The 20,409-nt window shown below is 73.9% G+C and carries 13 protein-coding genes; 7 read left to right on the top strand and 6 right to left on the bottom strand.

The window, feature by feature from the left end; translation table 11 throughout:
• Window position 1: 1 nt before the first annotated feature.
• Window positions 2-997, bottom strand: a complete 996-nt coding sequence (locus tag ABZ479_RS03885) for a small ribosomal subunit Rsm22 family protein (protein WP_500459696.1) — start codon at window positions 995-997, stop codon at window positions 2-4.
• Between the two features lie 706 nt (window positions 998-1,703).
• On the opposite strand from ABZ479_RS03885, the gene ABZ479_RS03890 reads away from it, so the two are divergent.
• Entirely contained in the window at window positions 1,704-2,990 is a 1,287-nt protein-coding gene (locus ABZ479_RS03890; RefSeq protein ID WP_500459697.1) for an MFS transporter, read from the top strand.
• A gap of 30 nt (window positions 2,991-3,020) precedes the next feature.
• On the opposite strand, the gene ABZ479_RS03895 is transcribed toward ABZ479_RS03890, so the two are convergent.
• Window positions 3,021-3,896, bottom strand: coding sequence for an aminoglycoside phosphotransferase family protein (locus ABZ479_RS03895; protein ID WP_500459743.1), 876 nt, complete (start codon window positions 3,894-3,896; stop codon window positions 3,021-3,023).
• A gap of 185 nt (window positions 3,897-4,081) precedes the next feature.
• Here ABZ479_RS03895 and ABZ479_RS03900 point away from each other — a divergent pair, with 185 nt between their 5' ends.
• Window positions 4,082-5,011 (top strand): DUF6891 domain-containing protein, encoded by a 930-nt coding sequence (locus tag ABZ479_RS03900; protein ID WP_500459698.1) that lies wholly within the window; start codon window positions 4,082-4,084, stop codon window positions 5,009-5,011.
• A gap of 15 nt (window positions 5,012-5,026) precedes the next feature.
• Here ABZ479_RS03900 and ABZ479_RS03905 read toward each other — a convergent pair whose 3' ends face one another.
• Window positions 5,027-5,980, bottom strand: a complete 954-nt coding sequence (locus ABZ479_RS03905; RefSeq protein WP_500459699.1) for an SDR family oxidoreductase — start codon at window positions 5,978-5,980, stop codon at window positions 5,027-5,029.
• A 207-nt stretch (window positions 5,981-6,187) separates the two neighbouring features.
• Here ABZ479_RS03905 and ABZ479_RS03910 point away from each other — a divergent pair, with 207 nt between their 5' ends.
• The gene (locus ABZ479_RS03910; RefSeq protein ID WP_500459700.1) at window positions 6,188-7,030 is read left to right on the top strand and encodes a helix-turn-helix transcriptional regulator; all 843 of its coding nucleotides are present in this window, start codon (window positions 6,188-6,190) and stop codon (window positions 7,028-7,030) included.
• 6 nt (window positions 7,031-7,036) lie between these two features.
• Here ABZ479_RS03910 and ABZ479_RS03915 read toward each other — a convergent pair whose 3' ends face one another.
• Both ABZ479_RS03915 and ABZ479_RS03920 read right to left on the bottom strand, forming a co-directional pair.
• Entirely contained in the window at window positions 7,037-8,863 is a 1,827-nt protein-coding gene (locus ABZ479_RS03915; RefSeq protein WP_500459701.1) for an ABC transporter ATP-binding protein, read from the bottom strand.
• Window positions 8,863-10,578 carry an ABC transporter transmembrane domain-containing protein gene (locus tag ABZ479_RS03920; RefSeq protein ID WP_500459702.1) on the bottom strand — a complete coding sequence of 572 codons (1,716 nt, stop codon included), beginning with the start codon at window positions 10,576-10,578 and terminating at the stop codon, window positions 8,863-8,865. The genes ABZ479_RS03915 and ABZ479_RS03920 overlap by 1 nt, the downstream gene beginning before the upstream one ends.
• A 401-nt stretch (window positions 10,579-10,979) precedes the next feature.
• Here ABZ479_RS03920 and ABZ479_RS03925 point away from each other — a divergent pair, with 401 nt between their 5' ends.
• Window positions 10,980-12,461 (top strand): sugar transferase, encoded by a 1,482-nt coding sequence (locus ABZ479_RS03925; protein ID WP_500459703.1) that lies wholly within the window; start codon window positions 10,980-10,982, stop codon window positions 12,459-12,461.
• Between the two features lie 3 nt (window positions 12,462-12,464).
• Here ABZ479_RS03925 and ABZ479_RS03930 read toward each other — a convergent pair whose 3' ends face one another.
• On the bottom strand, window positions 12,465-13,415 hold the full coding sequence (locus ABZ479_RS03930) for a GDP-L-fucose synthase family protein (RefSeq protein WP_500459704.1): 951 nt from the start codon (window positions 13,413-13,415) through the stop codon (window positions 12,465-12,467).
• A gap of 95 nt (window positions 13,416-13,510) precedes the next feature.
• On the opposite strand from ABZ479_RS03930, the gene gmd reads away from it, so the two are divergent.
• From gmd to ABZ479_RS03945, 3 genes are all read left to right on the top strand, one after another.
• A complete protein-coding gene (gene gmd / locus ABZ479_RS03935; protein WP_500459705.1) occupies window positions 13,511-14,524 on the top strand; it encodes a GDP-mannose 4,6-dehydratase in 1,014 nt (337 codons plus the stop codon).
• A gap of 183 nt (window positions 14,525-14,707) precedes the next feature.
• Entirely contained in the window at window positions 14,708-17,416 is a 2,709-nt protein-coding gene (locus ABZ479_RS03940) for a CBM96 family carbohydrate-binding protein (protein ID WP_500459706.1), read from the top strand.
• Window positions 17,417-17,610: 194 nt separating this feature from the next.
• Window positions 17,611-20,346 (top strand): CBM96 family carbohydrate-binding protein, encoded by a 2,736-nt coding sequence (locus ABZ479_RS03945; RefSeq protein ID WP_500459707.1) that lies wholly within the window; start codon window positions 17,611-17,613, stop codon window positions 20,344-20,346.
• Window positions 20,347-20,409 lie beyond the last annotated feature (63 nt).

Raw genomic sequence — 20,409 nt, forward strand, 5'->3', positions numbered from 1 at the left:
GCTACTCCTGCTCGTGCTCGGCCGCGGGCGGCCACGCGTCGCCCCAGGCGACGTCGCGGGCCGCGCGGTACAGCTGCCCGTGCCGCTTGGTGACGGTGTCGCGGCGCAGGCCGTCCTCGACCGTGCACAGGTCGATGAGGACCTGCCCCTTGCGGATCTGCGGGTGCCGCACCACGCGGTCCGGTGAGCCGGTCCCGGCGACGGGGAAGCGCGCCGCGGCGACGTAGCTGAACTTCTCGTCCTCGTACGGCAGGGAGCCGCCCTTGACCTGCCGGTGCAGCGAGGTACGGGCGACCCGCGCGGCGAAGTGGCACCAGTCCGGGGCCGTCACCGGGCAGGTGCCGTCGTGCGGGCAGGGGGCGAGGACGTGGAAGCCGTCCGCGACGAGCCTCTCGCGTGCCGCGAGGACCCGCGCGTACCCGTCGGGGGTGCCCGGCTCGACGACGAGCACGGCGCCGCGCGCCGCCCTGGCGGCCTCGGCGACGACCGCGTCGCGGTCGGGGCCCGTCAGTTCGCCGATGACGTACGAGAGCGTGACCAGGTCCGCCTCCGGCAGCCGGGCCCCGCTGCCCAGCGGCGTCTTCTGCCAGCGCGCGTCCCGCACCGCCGGGTGCCCGGACTCCGCGGCCAGCTCACGTCCGAGCGAGAGGGCCGCGTCCGACCAGTCGAGCACGGTGCTGGTGTGCGTCCCGTCCTCCCAGGCGTCGGCCACCGCCCAGGTCGCGGCGCCGGTCCCGCCGCCCACGTCCAGGTGGCTCGCGGGCGCCCACTCCCCCGCCCGGGCCCGGAACTCCGCCAGCGCCGCGCCGACCGCGGCGTGGGTGGCGGGCATGCGGTACGCCGCGTAGGCGGCGACGTCGGAGCGGTCGCGGAGGATCGGGGTGCTGCTGGTGGTGCGCCCCCGGTAGGTGGCGATCAGCCGGTCGACGGCCTGGGTGGCACGGCCGGGCGGGAGCCCGTCGAGGAGACCGGCGAGGGCGGATTGCAGGGAGGACACAAGGATCAAGGGTAAGGCCCGCCGGGACCGCCGCGGGCAGGGTGCACCGGAGGTGCGGGGCCCGGGCGCCTGGTGCGTCGTGCGGGGGGGGTGCGGGTCGTGCGCGGCAAGGACGTGTGTACACGGCCGGCGCCGGCACGGACGGGGACGGGCTCCTGCGACGGCCGGCGGCGTGCCGCCCGGGCCGGGGCCCGCGAGTGACCCGCGGCCCTCACGGGGCCGGGCCCCTCGTCGCAGGTCTCGCCCCCGGCCCGATCCGCGCCGCACCCGTCGAAGCACTCCCCCCAACGTGGTGAAAGCACCCCCCGCGGACGACGGGGCAGTCCAAGCCGCCGGCAGTGCTTGGCAGGGGCTTGTCGCACGCGGCCTCTGCGCACCCTCGACCGGGAAGAGTCGGCACCCCATTCGGGAAGCCCACCCCGCAGGGCGCTGGAGGCACCAGCAACTGCCCCCGGGCGGCGGGGCCTGACCGGGGCCCGTCGCCACACGCCCTCACCCCGCCCCCGATCGACGCGAATTGGCGCGTCGCCCGGCCCACCACGTACGGGCCCGCCGGCACCAGGAGCACCGGCAGCTGACCCCCGGACGGCAGGCCCGGACCGGGGCCCGTCGTGACTCGCCCTCGCCCCACCCCCTCCCCCGCCCGCCCGGGCGGTGGAGGCGCCGACGGGGCGGCTGTCGGCGGGACGGCCTAGGCTCGCGCGTCATGACCTCGTCGGGATGGCAATCGGACGGTGTGCGGCGGGACTTCGGGCGGTTGTGGGGCGCCTACGCGGTGAGCGCGGCGGGGAGCGCGGTCGGCTCCGGGGCCCTGCCGCTGGTGGCCGTCCTCGCGCTGGACGCCACCACCTTCCAGGTGTCCCTCCTCGCGGCGCTGTCGGCGCTCGTGGGCGCCGCGCTCACCCTTCCCCTGGGCGGCCGTGTCGAGCGGCGCCGCAAACGGCCCGTCATGATCACCGCCGATCTGCTCCGTTGCCTCGTGCTGCTCTCCGTCCCGGTCGCGGCGGCCCTCGGTGCCCTCACCTTCGCGCAGTTGTGCCTGGTGGGCATCGTGCAGGCGGCCGCGGCCATCGTGTCCGGCGCGGCGAGCACCGCGCACCTCAAGGGCCTCGTCCCACCGGGTGACCGCCTGCGGGCCGTGTCGCGGCTGGAGACCACCACCTGGCTCAGCCAGAGCGCGGGGCCGCCGATCGGCGGGCTGCTCGTCACGGCCCTCGGGACGACCGTCACCCTGGGCGTGGACGCGTTCTCCTTCCTGCTGTCCGCGCTGGGCGTCCGCCGGATCGGCAGCCCCGAGCCGGAGCCTCCGGCGCGGGCAGGCTCGACCGGCGGCGGCCGGGACCTCCTGGCCGGCTGGGCCTACGTCCTGGGGCACCGCGGACTGCGTCCGCTCTTCTGGAACGCCCTGCTCTTCGGCGGGGCCGTCATGATGAGCAGTCCGCTGATGACCGTCCTGATGCTCCGTGAACTGCACTTCGCCCCCTGGCAGTACGGTCTGGCACTGGGTCTGCCCTGCCTCGGGGGCGTGCTGGGCTCCCGCCTCACCGCGCCGCTGACCGGCCGGCTCGGCCCGCACCGGGTGCTGCTGCTGTCCGGGGTCCTGCGCACGCCCTGGCTCCTGCTGCTCGCCTGGGCACCCCCCGGGCCCCTCGGGACCGTCGTCCTGATCACCGCCGACACCTTCCTGCTGGTGGCCGCCGGGGTCTTCAACCCGTCCTTCGCGACGTACCGCATGGCGGCGACGGACGACGCCGTCATGACCCGGGTGGTCACCGCGTGGTCGGTGGGGTCCAGGACGGCTCAGCCCCTGGCGATGCTGGCCGGCGGTGCCGTCGCCGCCGTGGGGGGTGTCCGGGTGGCGATCGTCGTGGCGGGCCTGCTGTGCCTGGGCAGCGCCCTGCTCCTGCCGTGGCGTGCGCTGCCGCCGGGGGCCGCGGATCCCGGGCCGGCGGAGACGGGGGAGGAGCGTCCCGTCCCGTCGGGGTCCGGCTGACCCCGCTGATGCCCCGTGCCCGGGACGGCGTCAGTCCGTCGACCCCAGAACGCGGTCGAGCGTCCGGCGCCCCATCCTGCTCATCGTCGGATTGCTCTCGACGTAGTACCAGACGACCCCCATCGCCTGCTCGAACGCCCATGCCTTTCCGCGCTCCCACTCCAGGTCGTCACAGCCCAGTGCCCGCCGGAGCACGTTCCGCGGGCCCGGCCGCAACAGGTGCCAGGCACCGACCAGGTCCAGCGCGGGGTCCGCCGGGCCGAAGCCGCCGGTGTCGAGTACGCCGCCGAGCCGGTCCCCCGCGACCAGGACGTTGCCGGGGATCAGGTCACCGTGGCTCATCACGTCGGCACCCCTGCGCGGCAACTCCCTGAAGCGGCTCCACAGTCGGCGCAGCCGGGGCACGTCGAGCAGCCCCCGGCTCTCCTCGAAGCACTTCGCCATCCAGTCGTCGTGGTGGGCGAGGACGCCGCCACGGCCGTCCCCGCCGAACGGCCGCCCTCGCGTCCCGGCGTCCCGCAGGGCCGCGATGAAGGCCGCGAGGTCCTCGGCGAAGGCCACCGAGCCACTCGGGTCGGCGTCGAAGGCGACCGTTCCCGGCAGCCAGGTCTGGACCGACCACGGCATGGGGTAGCCCGCTCCGGGCCTTCCCAGGGCGACGGGTTCCGGAACGGGGAACCGCGACACCCGTGCCAGCTCCGCGCCCGCCCGGGCTTCCCGTTCCAGGACCGCCAGCGCCTCGGCGGCGCCGGCCGGACGCAGCGGGAAGCGCGCCGAGAGGTCGTTCCCGATGCGGAAGACGGCGTTGACCGTCCCGGTCGAGAGGACGCGCCGGATCTCCTCGCCGCTCCACTGCGGGAACTGTTCCCGGATCAGGGCCGCGACGGTTCCGGTGGTCACGTCCATGAGGTCGTCGTGCACGGTCGAGTGCCCTCCACAGGTCCGGTCCGGACGACAGCAAGTATCCGGACGCCGGCGCCCGGGTCAACCGGGATTCGCGGTACGGAAGGTGCTCGCGCGCGGTGCGTACGGTGCGTTCCGTGCGTGCGCGGACCGTGGCCCCGGGCGGCGGTCCGTGCCAGGGTGGCCGCATGCTTCCCATCACCGTGTGCAGGGAGGACGGGCGGCGGCACGTCCGGGTCTCCGCGAGCGAGCTGGCGGAACTGGTGGGCGGGATCGGGGGCGTTGACGGCCTGTTCCTGATCGTCCAGCGGATACCGGACCTGCCGGACCGCTTCCTCCAGGTGTGGCACGTCGCCGGGGACGACCACTACCAGCTGGAGCACTGCGACGGCGGGTACGACCGTCACTACGTGGTGTTCGTGGACACCCCCGACCCCGTGGCGGACGTGGTGGCCGCGATGACCGGCTGGGCCCTCGGCGAGAAGGGCTGGGACGCCGGGCTCGACTGGACCCGTCTGAAGCGGCGGGCCCCCAAACGGGCCCGCCCGCTCAAGCTCGCCGACCACGAGCGCGCGATGCTGGAGGCACGGGTCCGCGAGGTGCTGGTCGGCGGGTACGCCACCCGGGCCGAACTGGCCGAGGTCGCCGAGAAGTTCCCCGTCCCGGGGAGGCGACGGCCGGTCTCCCACGAGCAGGCGCGCGAACTCGCCGACCGGATGTGGCTGGAGCGCCTGGCGGAACAGGCGCACTGGACGGGCGAGACCGACCCGGAACGGCTCACCGCCGCGTTCGCGGCGCTGGAGGCGGCGGGCGTCTCCGCGCGGGAGCACGTCACCGGCCCCCTCCCGTCCGGCGGCGCCGGGACCGGCGCGGCGGGTGCGCCCGGCGTCCGCGGGTTCGTCCACTTCCACCCCGGGTGCACCGACGCCGCGGCCGCCGGACGCGGGCTGCCCCTGTTCTACGGCGGGTTCGACGGCTCGTCCGGGACGACGGCGGCGATCGGCCGGGAGGTCGTCGCGGCGCTCACGGCGGCCGGGCTGCCGTGGGAGTGGGACGGGGAGCCGGACAGCGTCATCACGGTCACCCCGCTGGACTGGCGCAAGCGCCTGATCGGCTAGGGCCTGGAGCGCCCGTCACGCACCGCGTCCTCCCCGGAAGGGGACGTCCACCAGTTCCTCCGAGACGTCCCAGATGCGCCGGGCGTCGTCGGCGCCGCGCAACCGGCCGTACAGCCGCTGCCGTCCGGGAGCGCCGCCCATGTGCGCGAGCCCACGGGGCCCGTAGAACGCGCCCCGCTCGGCGTCGGGGTGGGTGGCGGCGTAGAGCGCGGGAAGCCGTGCGGTCCGTACCGTGCCCACGAGGATGCCGCGCGCGGACAGGGCGCGGATCAGGCGCACGCTCCTGGTGTCCTCGTCGCGGCCGACCTCGGGGCGGGCGGCGAGCAGGCTCGTCGGCGCGACCCCGGGGTGGGACAGGTTGCTCGTGATGCCCCAGCCGCCGGCCTCGCTGCGCCGGTCGAGTTCGAGCCCGAAGAGCCCGAGCGCGATCTTCGACTGGCTGTAGGCGCGCATGCCGTCGTACGACCGTTCCCAGTTCGGGTCGTCCCAGTTGATGCCGTTGCTGTTCGCCGCGACGCTGATCTGCGAGGTCACCCGCGCGCGGCCGGCCCGCAGGAGGGGCAGCAGACGGGCGGCGAGGGCGAAGTGCCCGAGGTGGTTGGTGCCGAACTGCAGCTCGAACCCGTCGGCGGTGGTCTGCCGGTCGGGCGGGGTCATCACCCCGGCGTTGTTGACGAGGATGTGGATGGGCCGGTCCTCGCCCAGCAGGGTCTCGCCCAGCGCCGCGACGGAGGCGAGCGAGGACAGGTCGAGCGCGCGCAGCGACACGTCGGCGCCGGGTACCTGCCGGCGGATGGCGGCGAGGGCCGTCTCGCCCTTGCCCGGGTTGCGGACGGGCATGAGGACCTCCGCGCCGGCGGCGGCGAGGCGCGTCGCGATGCCGAGCCCCAGGCCGTCGCTGGCTCCGGTGACCACGGCCCGCTTCCCGGACAGGTCGGGAACGGTGATGTCGATGGCTGTGCGTGGCATGTGCTCACTCCCTGATGTCGTCGTTGACCCCAACCCTGGAGGGAACGGCGGGAGTTGTTCAGGGACCGTCGATCCGCTGATCCGCGGGGCGGGGCTGCCGCGGTGGGGCGGTGCCACGTGCGGCGCTACCGCAGAGGGGGATCGCCGATCCGTGGCTACGCGCGGGGGCGGCCGGTAGAAAGGAGGCAGCGCCGAGGGAGGAGACGCATGGAGATCGACCGGTCGGGGCTGGCGGCATTTCTGCGCCGGCACCGGGAGCTGCTGCAGCCCGAGGACGTCGGCCTCCCGCGCGGACAACGCCGCAGGACCAGCGGGTTGCGCCGCGAGGAGGTCGCCGTCCTCTGCCACATGTCGACCGACTACTACGCCCGGCTGGAACGGGAGCGCGGCCCCCAGCCGTCCGAGCAGATGGTCGCCTCGATCGCCCAGGGCCTGCACCTGTCGCTCCACGAGCGCGACCACCTGTTCCGCCTCGCCGGACACGTCCCGCCCGACCGGGGCGCGGCCGGTGCGCACATCAGCCCGGGGCTGCTGCGCATCCTCGACCGCCTCGGCGACACCCCCGCGGAGATCGTCACCGAACTCGGCGAGACGCTGCGCCAGACCCCGCTCGGTGTCGCCCTCACCGGCGACACGACCCGCCACACCGGACCGGCACGCAGCATCGTCTACCGCTGGTTCACCGACCCCGCCGGCCGCGCGCTGTACGCGCCCTCGGACCACCCGCTGATCTCCCGGATGTTCGCCTCCGGCCTGCGGGAGATGGCCACGCTGCGCGGTCCCGGGTCGCGCGCCGCGGACTACGTCGACCTGCTCCTCGCGCGGAGCGAGGAGTTCCGGCGCCTGTGGGACGACCACGAGGTCGGCGTCCGCCCCGGCCAGGTGAAACGCTTCGTCCATCCCGAGGTCGGCGAGATGGAGCTGAACTGCCAGACGCTGCTGGACCCGGAGCAGTCGCACCACCTGCTCGTCTACACCGCGGTCCCGGGCTCCGAGAGCCACGACAGGCTGCGGCTCCTGTCCGCGATCGGCACGCAGGCGCTCCGCTGACCCCGGTCACCCCTCGTCGGGCGCGCCCACCGGTGCGGCGTCCCGGGTGCCGGGGGGCGGCATGCCCGGCGACCCCGGTGTGCCCGTCGTGCCGTGCCAGGAGCGCCAGAGGGCCGCGTAGGCGCCGCCGCCGGCCACCAGCTCGTGGTGCGTGCCGAGTTCGGTGACCACGCCGCGGTCCATCACGGCGACGCGGTCCGCGTCGTGGGCGGTCTGCAGCCGGTGGGCGATGGCGATGACCGTGCGGCCGCGCAGGACGGCGGCGAGGGCGCGCTCGGTGTCGCGCGCCGTCGTCGGGTCCAGGAGGGCGGTGGCCTCGTCCAGCACCAGGGTGTGCGGGTCAGCAAGGACGACCCGGGCGAGGGCGAGTTGCTGTGCCTGGGCGCCGCCGAGGTGGTGGGCGCCGCCGCCGAGCTCGGTGTCGAGGCCGTCCGGCAGGTCGCCGGCCCAGCGGGCGTCGACGGCGGCGAGCGCGGCACGCAACGCGTCGTCGGTGGCGGACGGTCCGGCGATGAGCAGGTTGTCGCGGAGCGTGCCCTGGAAGACGTGGTGCTCCTGGGTGACCAGGACGACCTGGCGGCGCAGTTCGTCCGGGGCGAGGTCGGCGAGCGGCACGCCGCCGACGGTGACGGCGCCGGCGCGGGGCCGGTCGACGCCCGCGAGCAGCCGGCCGAGGGTGGACTTCCCGGCCCCGGACGGGCCGACCACGGCGAGCCGCTCGCCGGGCCGTACGTCCAGGTGGACTCCGTGCAGCACGTCGCCGCCGTGGCCGTAGGCGTACCGGACGCCGGTCACCTCGATGCGGCCGTCGGCGGGCACGGCCGCGGTGGGCGGGCCGGCGGCGGGGACCATGGCCAGGCCCTCGACGCGTGCGTACGACGCGGCGCTGCCCTGCAGGTGCTCGACCCACATCAGCAGGTTGTCCAGCGGCCCCACCATCTGCCGCAGGTAGATCGCGGAGGCGATCACGGTGCCGAGGGAGACGGCACCCCGGGCGTGGAGCGCGCCGCCGGCGAGCAGCACGCACACGACCGGCAGCGTGTAGGAGACGTCCACGGCCGGGAAGAGGACGGTGCGCAGCCACAGGGTGCGCAGCCGGGTGCGGCGGGCCTCGGCGACGGCCGCCTCGGCCGTGGCGACGCGGCGCTCCTGCAGTCCGAGGGCCTCGACGGTGCGCGCGCCGCCCGCCGTGGCCGCGAGCTCCTCGGCGAGCGCCGAGTTGGCCTCGCCCTCGGCGAGGTAGGCGGCGCGGGCCCGGCGCAGGTACCAGCGCAGGGCGACCCCCATCACCGTCATGCCCGCCGCCCCGCACAGCCCGAGCAGCGGGTCGAGCAGGACGACGGCGCCGAGGACGAACAGCACCTGGACGCAGGAGATGAGGACCTCGGGCACCGCGTCGCGCAGTGTGACGGCGACGGCGGTGACGTCGCCGGTGCCCCGGGCGGCCAGGTCGCCGGTGGGGACGCGTTCGACGGTGGCGGCGGGGAGTGCGAGCGTACGGTCGAGGAAGCGTTCGCGGATCCGGGCCGCGGCGCGCTCGCCGAAGCGGGCGCCCGCCCTGAGGGCCTGGCGGGACAGCAGGACCTGCAGCACCGTGCAGGCGGCGATGGCGAGGGCCAGCCGGTCCACGGTGGCGAGGGCGGCGCGGCCCGGCGCGTCCTTGACGGTGTCCACGATGCCGCCGAGCAGCCGGGGTCCGGCAAGTCCGGCGGCCGCGGCCAGTGCGTTGAGGCCGAGCACGCCGGCGAACGCGCGCCGGTCGGCGCGGAGTTCGGCGAAGGCGGCGCGGCGTACCCGTGCGCGGTCGGCGACCGGCAGCACCCCCGTCGTCATCACGCCTCCCCGCCGGCGCCGCGCGACACCAGCGCCCGGTAGCCGGCCTCGTCACGCAGCAGGTCGTGGTGCGTTCCGGTGGCGGCCGTCTTGCCGTCGACGAGGAACACGACGACGTCGGCCTGTTCGAGCACGAGCGGGGACGTCGTGGTGACCAGGGTCGTACGGCCCCGCCGCGCGGCGCGCAGCCGCGCGGCCATCGCGGCCTCGGTGTGGGCGTCGACGGCGGAGGTGGGTTCGACGGCGAGCAGGGTGTCCGGGGCGGCGTGCAGGGCGCGGGCGAGTCGCAGGCGCTGACGCTGGCCGCCGGAGAGGTTGCGGCCCTGCGCGGCGACGGCGGACCCGAGGCCGTCGGGGAGCGCGTCGACGACGTCGTCGGCGACGGCGGCGTGGACGGCCGCGCGGACGGCGTCGTCGGCGGGTTCGCGGCGTCCGGCGACGACCTCACGGACGGTGCCCGCGAAGAGGTCGGCCTCGTTGTCCGCGACGAGCACGCGCTCGCGGACCGGCCCGACGGCGACGGCGTCCAGCCGGACGTCGCCCCAGGTCACGTCGGAGGGGGCGAAGCGGCCGAGCCGGTCCACGACGGCGACGGCGTCCTCGGGCCGGGTGGCGGCGAGCGCGGTCAGCAGCCCGGGGCGGACCTCGACGCCGGAGTCGGGGTCGCGCAGGGCGGCGGGCGCGTCGGGGACGGGGGCGGTGGGCCGCCCCGGGTCGTCGGCGTGTTCGGGCCGCAGGGCGAGGAAGCGGATGACCCGCCGGGCGGCGACGAGGGCCCGGGCGAGGTCGGCGCCGCCCTCGATGAAGAACGCCACGGGCACCACCAGCACGGCGACGTAGCCGTAGACGGCCACGAGTTCGCCGACGCTGATCGTGCCCTGCGCGGCCATCCGTGCGGCCAGCCAGGTCACGACCGCCAGGAAGAGCGCGGGGAGCCCGTTGCCGAGCGCGCCGACCCAGCTGGTCACGGCGCCGACCCGGTACCCCTGCTCGCGCAGGTCCGCGGAGTCACGGCGGTAGCGCGCGGCGTACGCCTCCTTGCCGCCGAGGCCGCTCAGCACCCGCAGTCCGGTCACCATGTCCACCAACCGCGCCGTCAGCGCGCCCTGTTGCTCACGGTATCCGGCGCCGACGCCCTGCAGCCGGTGCAGCAGCGGCCCGACGGTCACGGCGAGCAGCGGCACCCCGGCCAGCACCACGGCGGCGAGCAGCGGGGATATGGAGAGCAGGAGCAGCGCGACGACGACGTACGCGACGACGGCGCCGACCCCGGGGCCGGTCACGGTGAGCGACTGGGCGATGGCCTGGACGTCGCTCATGCCGATGGCGACGACCTCGCCCGCGGTGACCCGGCGCCGCAGGGTGGCGCCGAGGCGCGTCGCGTGCGCCACGGTGACCCGGACGGTGCGGAAGGAGGCGTCCATCCGGACCTTGGTCATGGTCCGGTGCCGGGCGATGCCCAGCCACGCCGTGCCCGCACTGCCGGCGAGGAGCGCCCCGGACCAGCCGGCGAGGGCGCCGTGGTCGTGGGCGCGCAGGCCGTCGTCGACGGCGCGCGACAGCAGGTACGGGGAGAGGGCCAGGCTCACCGTCCACGTGCTGCCCAGCAGCGCGCCGAAGGCGACCCGGCGGCGCTGGCTGACGACCAGCCACCACAGGAACCGGACCGGACTGCCGATGTGTCTCGGGGTGGGCGCGATGCGGCTTCCTGGCATGGTCACACCATACTGACCGGGTCCGCCCGCTCCGTCACCCTCCCTCCCGCTCCGGAACGCGCCGTTCCGGCCGGCCGGAACCGTATACGGAACGGCCGTGCGCGGCACACCCCCACCAGGGGCGCACGAACCGCACGCCGGAGCGCGTCACGAGCGCGGACAAGGGGCCCTCGACCCCGTACGGTCAGGAACGGTCCGCGGACGGCGCCTTACCGCACCACAGGGCCCGTCGGCGGACAGATCAAGCCGAATGTGAACTTCAGGACAACTGGCCTCCGAAATTTCGTAAACCGCAGCGAACGCACAACTGTTTGGCATAGCGTTCCGGGTTACTACGGCGCACTGCTGCTTGGGGAAGTAGCGAGTGCGCCCACATTTGTCGCGTTGTGCCAGGGGGGTCCATGCGGCGTGTCGGTATACCCAATTCAGGCCCGACGGATACGTCTCCCGCGCGCGGCCGGACGGCCGCCCCGCGCGGGCTGAGCGACAAGGCGCGCTGGTACCTGCCGGCGGCGCTCGTCACGGACGCGGTGGGGGTCGCGCTCCCGGTCCTGGTCGTCTTCGACGCCACGTTCCAGCCGCACCCGGTGCTGTGCGCCGCGACCGTCGCGGTGGCCTGGCCGGCCGTCCAGACCGCCCGCCGCAGGTACGCCCGGCGCACGCTCGGCGAGTCGCGCAGCGGGCTGTCCGTGCTCTACGACTGGCTGGTCCTGCTCGGCGTGCTCGCGGTGGTCCGCGCGCTGCTCGGCGAGCACTCCGAACCGTCCGTGGCGCTGCTCGCGCTCACCCCGGGCCTGCTGCTGACCACCGCCTGCCGCAAGTTGACGTACCGCCACCTCCTGGCCTCCCGGCGCGAGGCGCAGGCAGTGCGCCGCGTCCTGGTGATCGGCGAGCCGAGCGCGGCCGACTACGTCGTCGACCAGCTGGCCGCGCGCACCGACCACGAGTACGTCGTGGTGGGCACGATCCCGGTCGGCCTGGCCAACCTGGAGTGCGGCGCGCCCGTGGCCGCCCGGCTGGAGTCGCTGGCCCCGGCGCGGCCGGGCGCCGATTCCGGCGCGGTGCTGACCGCGGCGCGGGAACTCGGCGCCGACCTGGTGCTGGTCGCGCCCGGCCCGCGGATGGCGGGCGAGCGGCTGCGGCAGCTGTCGTGGTCCGTGCACGACGCCGGGATCCCGCTGGCCGTGCTGCCGGGCCTGACCGACGTCGCGGTGCGGAGGGTGGAGCTGACCTCCGCCGCCGGGCTCACCCTGCTGCTCATCAGCCCGCCGCTGCGGCGCGGGGTCCAGGTGGGCCTGAAGGAGGTGCTGGACCGCGCCGGCGCCGCCGCCGGACTCCTGCTGCTCTCGCCGCTGTTCGGCCTCATCGCGGCGGCCATCCGGCTCGGTTCCAAGGGGCCGGTGTTCTACCAGCAGATCCGGCACGGGCTGGACTGCGCGCCCTTCACCATGTGGAAGTTCCGCACGATGGTGACGGACGCCGACGACCGCAAGCCCGAGCTCGCCACCGCCAACGAGAACGACGGCCTGATGTTCAAGATGCGCCGCGACCCGCGCGTCACGCGGGTCGGGCGGATCCTGCGCCGCTGCTCGCTGGACGAACTCCCGCAGCTGATCAACGTGTTGCGCGGCGAGATGTCGCTGGTCGGCCCACGTCCCCCGCTGCCGGAGGAGGTCGCCCGCTACGACGAGGTCGCGCTGCGCCGGCTGTCGGTGAAGCCCGGCCTGACCGGCCTGTGGCAGGTCAGCGGGCGCTCGGACCTCTCCTGGGACGAAACGCTTCAGCTGGACCTGCGCTACGTCGACAACTGGACCTTCACCAGCGACGTCGACGTGATGGCCCGCACCTTCCGGGCCGTCGTGGACGGCCGCGGGGCGTACTGAATGTCAGACCGCGAAATCGTCCCTCCACCAGCGGTACGTGGCGGCGATCCCGTCCCGCAGCGGGATCTCCGGCTTCCAGCCGAGGGCGGTGAGGCGGGAGACGTCCAGCAGTTTGCGCGGGGTGCCGTCGGGCTTGGAGGTGTCCCAGGCGACGGCGCCCTCGTAGCCGGTGACCTCCCGTACGGTCTCCGCGAGCTCACGGATCGTCAGGTCGTCGCCGCAGCCGATGTTGACCGGCTCCTCGCCGTCGTACGAGCGCAGCAGCACCGCGCAGGCGGCGGCGAGGTCGTCGACGTGCAGGAACTCCCGGCGCGGGCTGCCCGACCCCCAGAGCACCACCTCAGGGGCGCCGTCGCGTCGCGCCTCGTGGAAGCGGCGGATGAGCGCGGGCAGCACGTGCGAGGTCTCGAGGTCGAAGTTGTCGCCGGGGCCGTACAGGTTGGTGGGCATCGCGGAGACGAACGAGGCGCCGTACTGCCGCCGGTAGGACTGCACCTGGACGATGCCGGCGATCTTGGCGAGCGCGTACGCCTCGTTGGTCGGCTCCAGGGGGCCGGTGAGCAGGGCGTCCTCGGAGATCGGCTGCGGCGCGTGCTTGGGGTAGATGCACGAGGAGCCGAGGAAGAGCAGCCGGCCCACCCCGGCCGCGTGCGCCCCCGCGATCACGCTCAGCTGGATGCGCAGGTTGTCCTCGAGGAACTGCACCGGGTAGGTGCTGTTGGCCATGATGCCGCCGACCTTGGCGGCCGCCAGCACCACCGCGTCGGGACGCCGCTCTTTCAGGAACGCCTCGGTGCGCGCCGCGTCGCGCAGGTCGAGTTCGCCGCGGCCACGGGTGATCACCTCGTGCCCGTCCGCGGTCAGCCGCCGGGTCACCGCCGATCCGACCAGACCACGGTGGCCCGCGACGAAGATCCGGGCGCGGTCGGGCAGGAGTGCGTTCGCTTCGCTCATGGAAGCGGATTCTGCCAGCAGGGTTCACCCCACCGGGGGTGATTCCAAACATCAGTACGCAAAAGAAACATAACCGACCCAAGGGGGGAGATCGCATGGGCAAGAGCGCCCTGATCACCGGTGTGACCGGCCAGGACGGCTCCTACCTCGCGGAGCTGCTGCTGGACAAGGGCTACACCGTGCACGGCCTCGTCAGACGGTCGTCCAGCTTCAACACCGAGCGGATCGACCACATCTACCAGGGGCCGCAGGAGGCGAACCGGTCCTTCGTGCTCCACCACGCCGACCTCGCCGACGGCGTGGCGCTGGTGAACCTCCTGCGCGACCTGCGGCCCGACGAGGTCTACAACCTGGGCGCCCAGTCCCATGTCCGCGTGTCCTTCGACGCCCCGCTCTACACCGGGGACGTCACCGGTCTCGGCTCGATGCGGCTGCTGGAGGCGGTGCGCGCCAGCGGTGTGGAGACCCGGATCTACCAGGCCTCCTCCTCCGAGATGTTCGGCGCCACCCCGCCGCCGCAGAACGAGCGGACGCCCTTCCACCCCCGCAGCCCCTACGGCTGCGCCAAGGTCTACGGCTACTGGGCGACGGTCAACTACCGCGAGGCGTACGACATGTTCGCGGTCAACGGCATCCTCTTCAACCACGAGTCCCCGCGCCGCGGCGAGACCTTCGTGACCCGCAAGATCACCCGCGCCGTCGCCCGCATCAAGGCCGGCCTGCAGGACCGGCTCTACCTGGGCAACCTCGACGCCGTCCGGGACTGGGGCTACGCCCCGGAGTACGTCGACGCGATGTGGCGGATGCTGCAGCGCGACCAGCCGGACGACTACGTGGTCGCCACCGGCGAGGCCGCCACGGTGCGGCAGTTCGTGGAGACCGCGTTCGCGCACGTGGACCTCGACTGGGCGGAGTACGTCCGCTACGACCCCAAGTACGAGCGCCCCAGCGAGGTCGACGCGCTGATCGGCGACGCGAGCAAGGCGGAGGAACTCCTCGGCTGGAAGCCCTCGGTACGGGTCGACGAGCTCGCCCGGATCATGGTCGACGCCGACCGCAAGCAGGTCGAGGACCAGCTCGCCGGAATCACCGTGCGCATCGACCGCTGAACACGGCCCGGGGTACGTCGCGTTAAGCCCTGGCAACGTCCCGCCGAGCCAAGAGTGAACACAATTTCGTCAAACTTTCACGCGAGGAGCTTCACAGACCCCTACGCTGCCGTCCACAGGCGGGCGAATGGGCCGCTTGTGCACGAGTGAGGCCTTGGGGGGCACATGCGAAGACTTGGGGCGATGACCGCCGCCGGGACACTGGTGGCGGGGGCTCTGGCAGGGGTGGGGGTGGCCGCGGCTCCGGCCGCGACCGCGCTCACCCCGCCGGTCGCGATGACCGCGGACGAACTGCCGACCTGGCAGACCAACGGCATCGTCTGGGCGATGGCCCAGTCGGAGGGGGTCGTCTTCGCCGGCGGCACCTTCTCCACCGTCCGTCCGCCCGGCAGCGGCGCGGGCACCAACGAGCAGTCCGCGGTGAACTTCGCGGCGTTCGACGCCGCGACCGGCGCACCGACCGACTGCCGGCTGTCGTTCACGATCGGCCCGGGCAGCACGGCCACCGTGCGCGCCCTGGCCGTCTCGCCGGACGGCGGCACCCTCTACGCGGGTGGATACTTCAGCGCCGTCAACGGCGTCCAGGTCAACAGCCTGGCCGCCATCGACATCGCGACGTGCACGCCGGTCGCCTCCTTCCACCCGGGGATCTCCGCGACCGTACGGGCGCTGGACGTGACCGCGGACACCGTCTACATGGGCGGCGACTTCACCACCGTCGCCGGCCAGTCCCGGCGGTACTTCGCGGCGCTGACCACCGCGGGAGCCCTCAAGCCCTGGGACCCGCAGGGCGACGAGCCGGGGCGGGCCGTCCAGGCCGCCCGGGACGGCTCCCACGTGATGATCGGCGGTGACTTCGACACCATCGGCGGCAGCAACTCGCACGCCCTGGCGGTCGTCGACACCGGCACCGGCGCGCTGACGAAGGCGTACCCGGTGGGCTTCTTCCCGGCCACCTCGGTCGTCAAGGACATCACGGACGACGCGACGGGCCTGTACGTGGCCAACGAGGGCACCGGCGGCGGTGTCTTCGACGGCCGCACCGCCTTCGACCTCAGCGACTTCGACCAGCGCTGGCGCGACACCTGCCTCGGCGCGACGCAGTCGCTCGTGGTCTACCGGACGGTGCTGTACAGCGGTTCGCACGCGCACGACTGCAGCAGCATGGGCGAGTTCCCCAACCAGCGGCGCAAGCACCTGCTGGCGCAGTCGGTGGACGACCCGAAGCTGCTCGGCTGGTTCCCGGACACCAACGACGGCCTCGGGGAGAGCATCGGGCCACGGGTGATGTCCGTGTCGTCCACGGGCGGCAGGGACTACCTCTGGGTGGGCGGCGAGTTCACCACCGTCCAGGGCGCCCCGCAGCAGGGCCTGACCCGCTTCTCCGACGGTCCCGACACCGGCAACCCGACCACGCCGGAGGCGAGCGCGGCGAGCCTGGCGGCCGGGCAGGTCAAGGTGAGCTGGCAGGCGAGCCTGGACGACGACGACAGCGCGCTGTCGTACAAGGTCTACCGGGACGGCTCCGCCACCCCGGTGTACACCACCTCCGGCAACTCGCTGCCCTGGGTGCGGCCGCAGCTCAGCTTCACCGACACCGGGCTGACCGTGGGCTCCACCCACAGCTACCGGGTCAGCGCGAGCGACGGCACCAACACCAGCCCGCTGTCCTCCACCGCCACGGCCACCGTGGCGAGCGGGAGCAACAGCTACGCCGCGGCGGTGCTCTCCGACGGCGCCAACCTGTACTGGCGCTACGACGAGAGCGGCGGCACCTTCGCCGCCGACGCCTCCCCCGCGGACGACAACGGCGACTACGTCGGCGGTCCGTCGTACCGGCAGAGCCCGGGCGCGGTCAGCGGTTCCAGCACGGCGATCGGCTTCAACGGCTCCAGCCAGTGGGTCTACAGCGACCGCAGCCACCCGCGTCCGGCGGCCTTCAGCGTGGAGTCGTGGTTCAGGACCACCACGACCTCGGGCGGCAAGATCGTCGGCTTCGGCAACGCCACCACGGACACCAGCAGCCAGTACGACAAGCACGTCTACATGACCAACAACGGGCGGCTGGTCTTCGGCGTCTACACCGGCGCCACCAACACCATCACGAGCGGCACCGCCTACAACGACGGCGCCTGGCACCACGTGGTGGCCACCCAGGGCGCCGACGGCATGAAGATGTACGTCGACGGCACCCTCGCCGGCAGCAACCCGCAGACCTCCAACGAGAACTACACCGGCTACTGGCGAGCGGGCGGCGACAACCTCAACGGCTGGCCGGACCAGCCCTCCAGCGGCTACTTCAGCGGGCAGATCGACGAGACCGCCGTCTACCCGTCCGTGCTGACGGCCACCCAGGTCGCCCACCACTACGCCCTGGCGAGCGCCCCGGCCGACACCGTCACCACGCTCACCCCGGCCGAGGACACCTACGTCAACGCCGGAGCCCCCTCCGCCAACTACGGCACCTCGGGCTCGCTGGCCGTCCGCGGCAGCTCGGCGTACCTGACGTACCTGCGCTTCAGCCTGCCGCCGGCCCCGGCCGGCCAGACCCTGAAGAGCGCCATGCTGCGGGTCATGACCAGCAGCGACCCGACGGCGGGCACCAACGACACCGTCTCCGTCGTGCCCGTCACGGGCGCGTGGACGGAGACCGGGGTCGCGTACAACAGCCGGCCGGCACTGTCCCCGACCGTGCTGGGCACGCTGAGCGGTGCGACGACGGTGTCGACGTCGTACACGGTGCCGCTGGACGTCTCCCAGCTCGGCGGCTCGCTGGGCGGCTCCTACGCCCTGGCGCTGACCAGTACGGGCACCGACGCCATGTGGCTCTGGTCGCGTCAGGCGGCCTCGCAGGCGAACGGGCCGCGGCTGGTGCTCACCTTCGGCTCGTAACGGCACCCTGCACCACCCGCGGCCCCCGGCGGGGACGGATCACCTCGATCGCGTCTCCCCGGGGGCCGCTCAGTACACCGCCGGAGGCCGAAAGTGGCCGCCGGGGTCTCCTCCGGACCGCCTGTCCCGGCGTACGCTGCCGGGGCAGGCGGTCCGTTCCCGCACCGCCGGGGGCGGCGAGGGCTGGGGGGCTCATGCGCACTTGGGGAAGACTTTCCGCTGCACTCGTTCTGACATCGGCATCGCTGGCGGGCGCCGGGGTGGCGGTGGCACCGACGGCCGGGGCGCTCACACCGCCCGTGGCCATCACCGCCGACCCGCTGCCGACCTGGCAGACCAACGGCGTGGTGTGGGCGATGGCCCACCAGGGGAGCACGGTCTTCGCGGGCGGGACCTTCTCCACCGTCAGGTCCTCCGGCTCCAGCGGCACCACGCAGTCCGCCGTGAACTTCGCGGCGTTCAACGCCGCCACCGGCGCCCCGACCAGCTGCCGGCTCTCCTTCACCATCGGCTCGGGCAGCGCGACCGTGCGCGCCCTCGAGGTCTCGCCGGACGGGCGGACGCTCTACGCGGGCGGCTGGTTCAACGCCGTCAACGGCGTGGCCGTCAGCAGCCTCGCCGCGATCGACATCGCGAGCTGCACGCCGGTCGCCTCCTTCCGGCCCTCCTTCTCGGCGACCGTACGGGCGATCGACGTCAGCGACGACACCGTGTACGTGGGCGGTGACTTCACCTCGGTGGCGGGCCAGTCCCGGCAGCGGTTCGCGGCGCTGTCGACGGCCGGCGCGCTGCGCGCCTGGAACCCGAACGCCGACAAGCCGGGCCGGGCCGTCCAGCTGAGCCCGGACGGCGCGCACGCGGTGCTCGGCGGTGACTTCGACACCGTCGGCGGCACCGGCTCGCACGCCCTGGCCGTGGTCGACACCGACACCGGCGCCCTGACCAGGGCCTACCCGGTGGGCTTCATCCCGGCCACGTCGGTGACCAAGGACCTCACCGCGGACGCCACGGGGGTCTTCACCGCCAACGAGGGCACCGGCGGCGGTGTCTTCGACGGCCGCATCGCCCTGAACACCAGTGACTTCGGGCAGCGCTGGCGGGACAACTGCCTGGGCGCCACACAGTCCGTCGAGGTCTACCGGACCGTGCTGTACAGCGGTTCGCACGCCCACGACTGCAGCAGCATGGGGGCCTTCCCCAACCAGCGGCGCAAGCACCTGCTCGCGCAGTCGGTGGACGACCCGACGCTGCTGCCGTGGTTCCCGGACACCAACGACGGCATCGGCGAGGGCCTCGGCCCGCGGGTGATGACCGTGGCCTCCTCCGGGGGCACCGACTACCTGTGGGTGGGCGGGGAGTTCACCACCGTCGCCGGCGCCGCCCAGCAGGGCCTGACCCGCTTCGCCTCCGGCCCGGACACCGGGGCGCCGAGCGTGCCCGAGGTGAACGTGGCGAGCATCCGGCCGGGCCAGGTCACCGTGCGCTGGCGGACCAGCCTCGACCTGGACGACGGGCCGCTGACCTACCGCGTCTACCGCAACGGCTCCACCACGCCGATCCACACGGCCACCGGTTCCTCCCTGCCGTGGGCCCGCCCGCAGCTGACCTTCACCGACACCTCGGTCACCGCGGGCAGCACCTACTCGTACCGGGTCACCGCGAGCGACGGCACCAACACCAGCGCCCTGTCCCCCGCCCAGTCGGTGACCGCCGCCTCGTCGGCCCAGGCGTACCCGGCCCGGGTGCTCGCCGACGGCGCCACGCTGTACTGGCGCTACGACGAGGCCTCCGGCCAGTTCGGCGCCGACTCCTCCCCCGGAAACGACAACGCGGTCTACCTCAACGGACCGTCGTACCGGCAGACCCCGGGCGCCGTCGCCGGCAGCACCGCCATGGGGTTCAACGGCACGAACGAGTACGCCTACAGCGACGCCCGCCACGGCCGCCCGGCCGCGTACAGCGTCGAGACCTGGTTCCGGACCACGACGACGGCCGGCGGCAAGCTCATCGGCTTCGGCGACCGCAACGTCGACGACAACCTGAGCGGCAGCTACGACAAGCACGTCTACATGACCAACAACGGGCGCCTGGCCTTCGGGGTGTACAACAACGGCGCCCGCACCATCACCACCACCGGCACCTACAACGACGGCGGCTGGCACCACGTCGTCGCCACCCAGGGCAGCGGCGGCATGCGGCTGTACGTGGACGGCGCCCTCGCCGGCACCGATCCGACCACCACCAGCCAGAACTACTCGGGCTTCTGGAGGGTCGGCGGCGACAACCTCAGCAGCTGGCCCAACCGCCCCACCAGCAACTACTTCGCCGGGCAACTGGACGAGACGGCCGTCTACCCGTCGGTGCTGACGGCCGCCCAGGTCGCCGACCACCACGCACTGGGCACCGGGGGCGGCGGCACTCCCCCGGAGTCCGAGGTCACCGTCGAGGCGAACGAGGACTCGTACGTCAACGCGGGCGCCCCGTCGTCCAACTACGGCACCTCGGGCTCGCTGGCGGTGCGCGGCAGCTCGGCGTACCTGACCTACCTGCGCTTCGCCCTGCCCGCCGCACCCGCCGGGACGGTGCTGAAGAGCGCGCGGCTGCGGGTGCACACCAACTCCGACGCGAGCGCGGGGACGGCCGACAGCGCGAGCGTCGTCCCGGTCACCGGGAGCTGGACGGAGACCGGCGTGACGTACACGGGCCGGCCCGCGCTGTCCTCCACGGTGCTCGGCACGCTCACCGGGGCCACCGCGGCCCAGAGCACGTACGAGACGGCACTGGACGCCGGCGCCCTCGCCGGGGCCCTGGGCGGCTCCTACGACCTCGCGGTGACCAGCACGGGCACCGACGCGCTGTGGCTGTGGTCGAGCGAGGCGGCGGGGGCGGCCAACCACCCCGTTCTCGTACTGACATTCGGCGCACCTTAGTGCTCACATTTTCTTCAAACACCGTCCATCAGCCGTATGTCAACCCATACCCTGCGGTGCACG

It is taken from the genome of Streptomyces sp. NPDC005722, from assembly GCF_040630935.1.
Classification (GTDB): Bacteria; Actinomycetota; Actinomycetes; order Streptomycetales; family Streptomycetaceae; genus Actinacidiphila.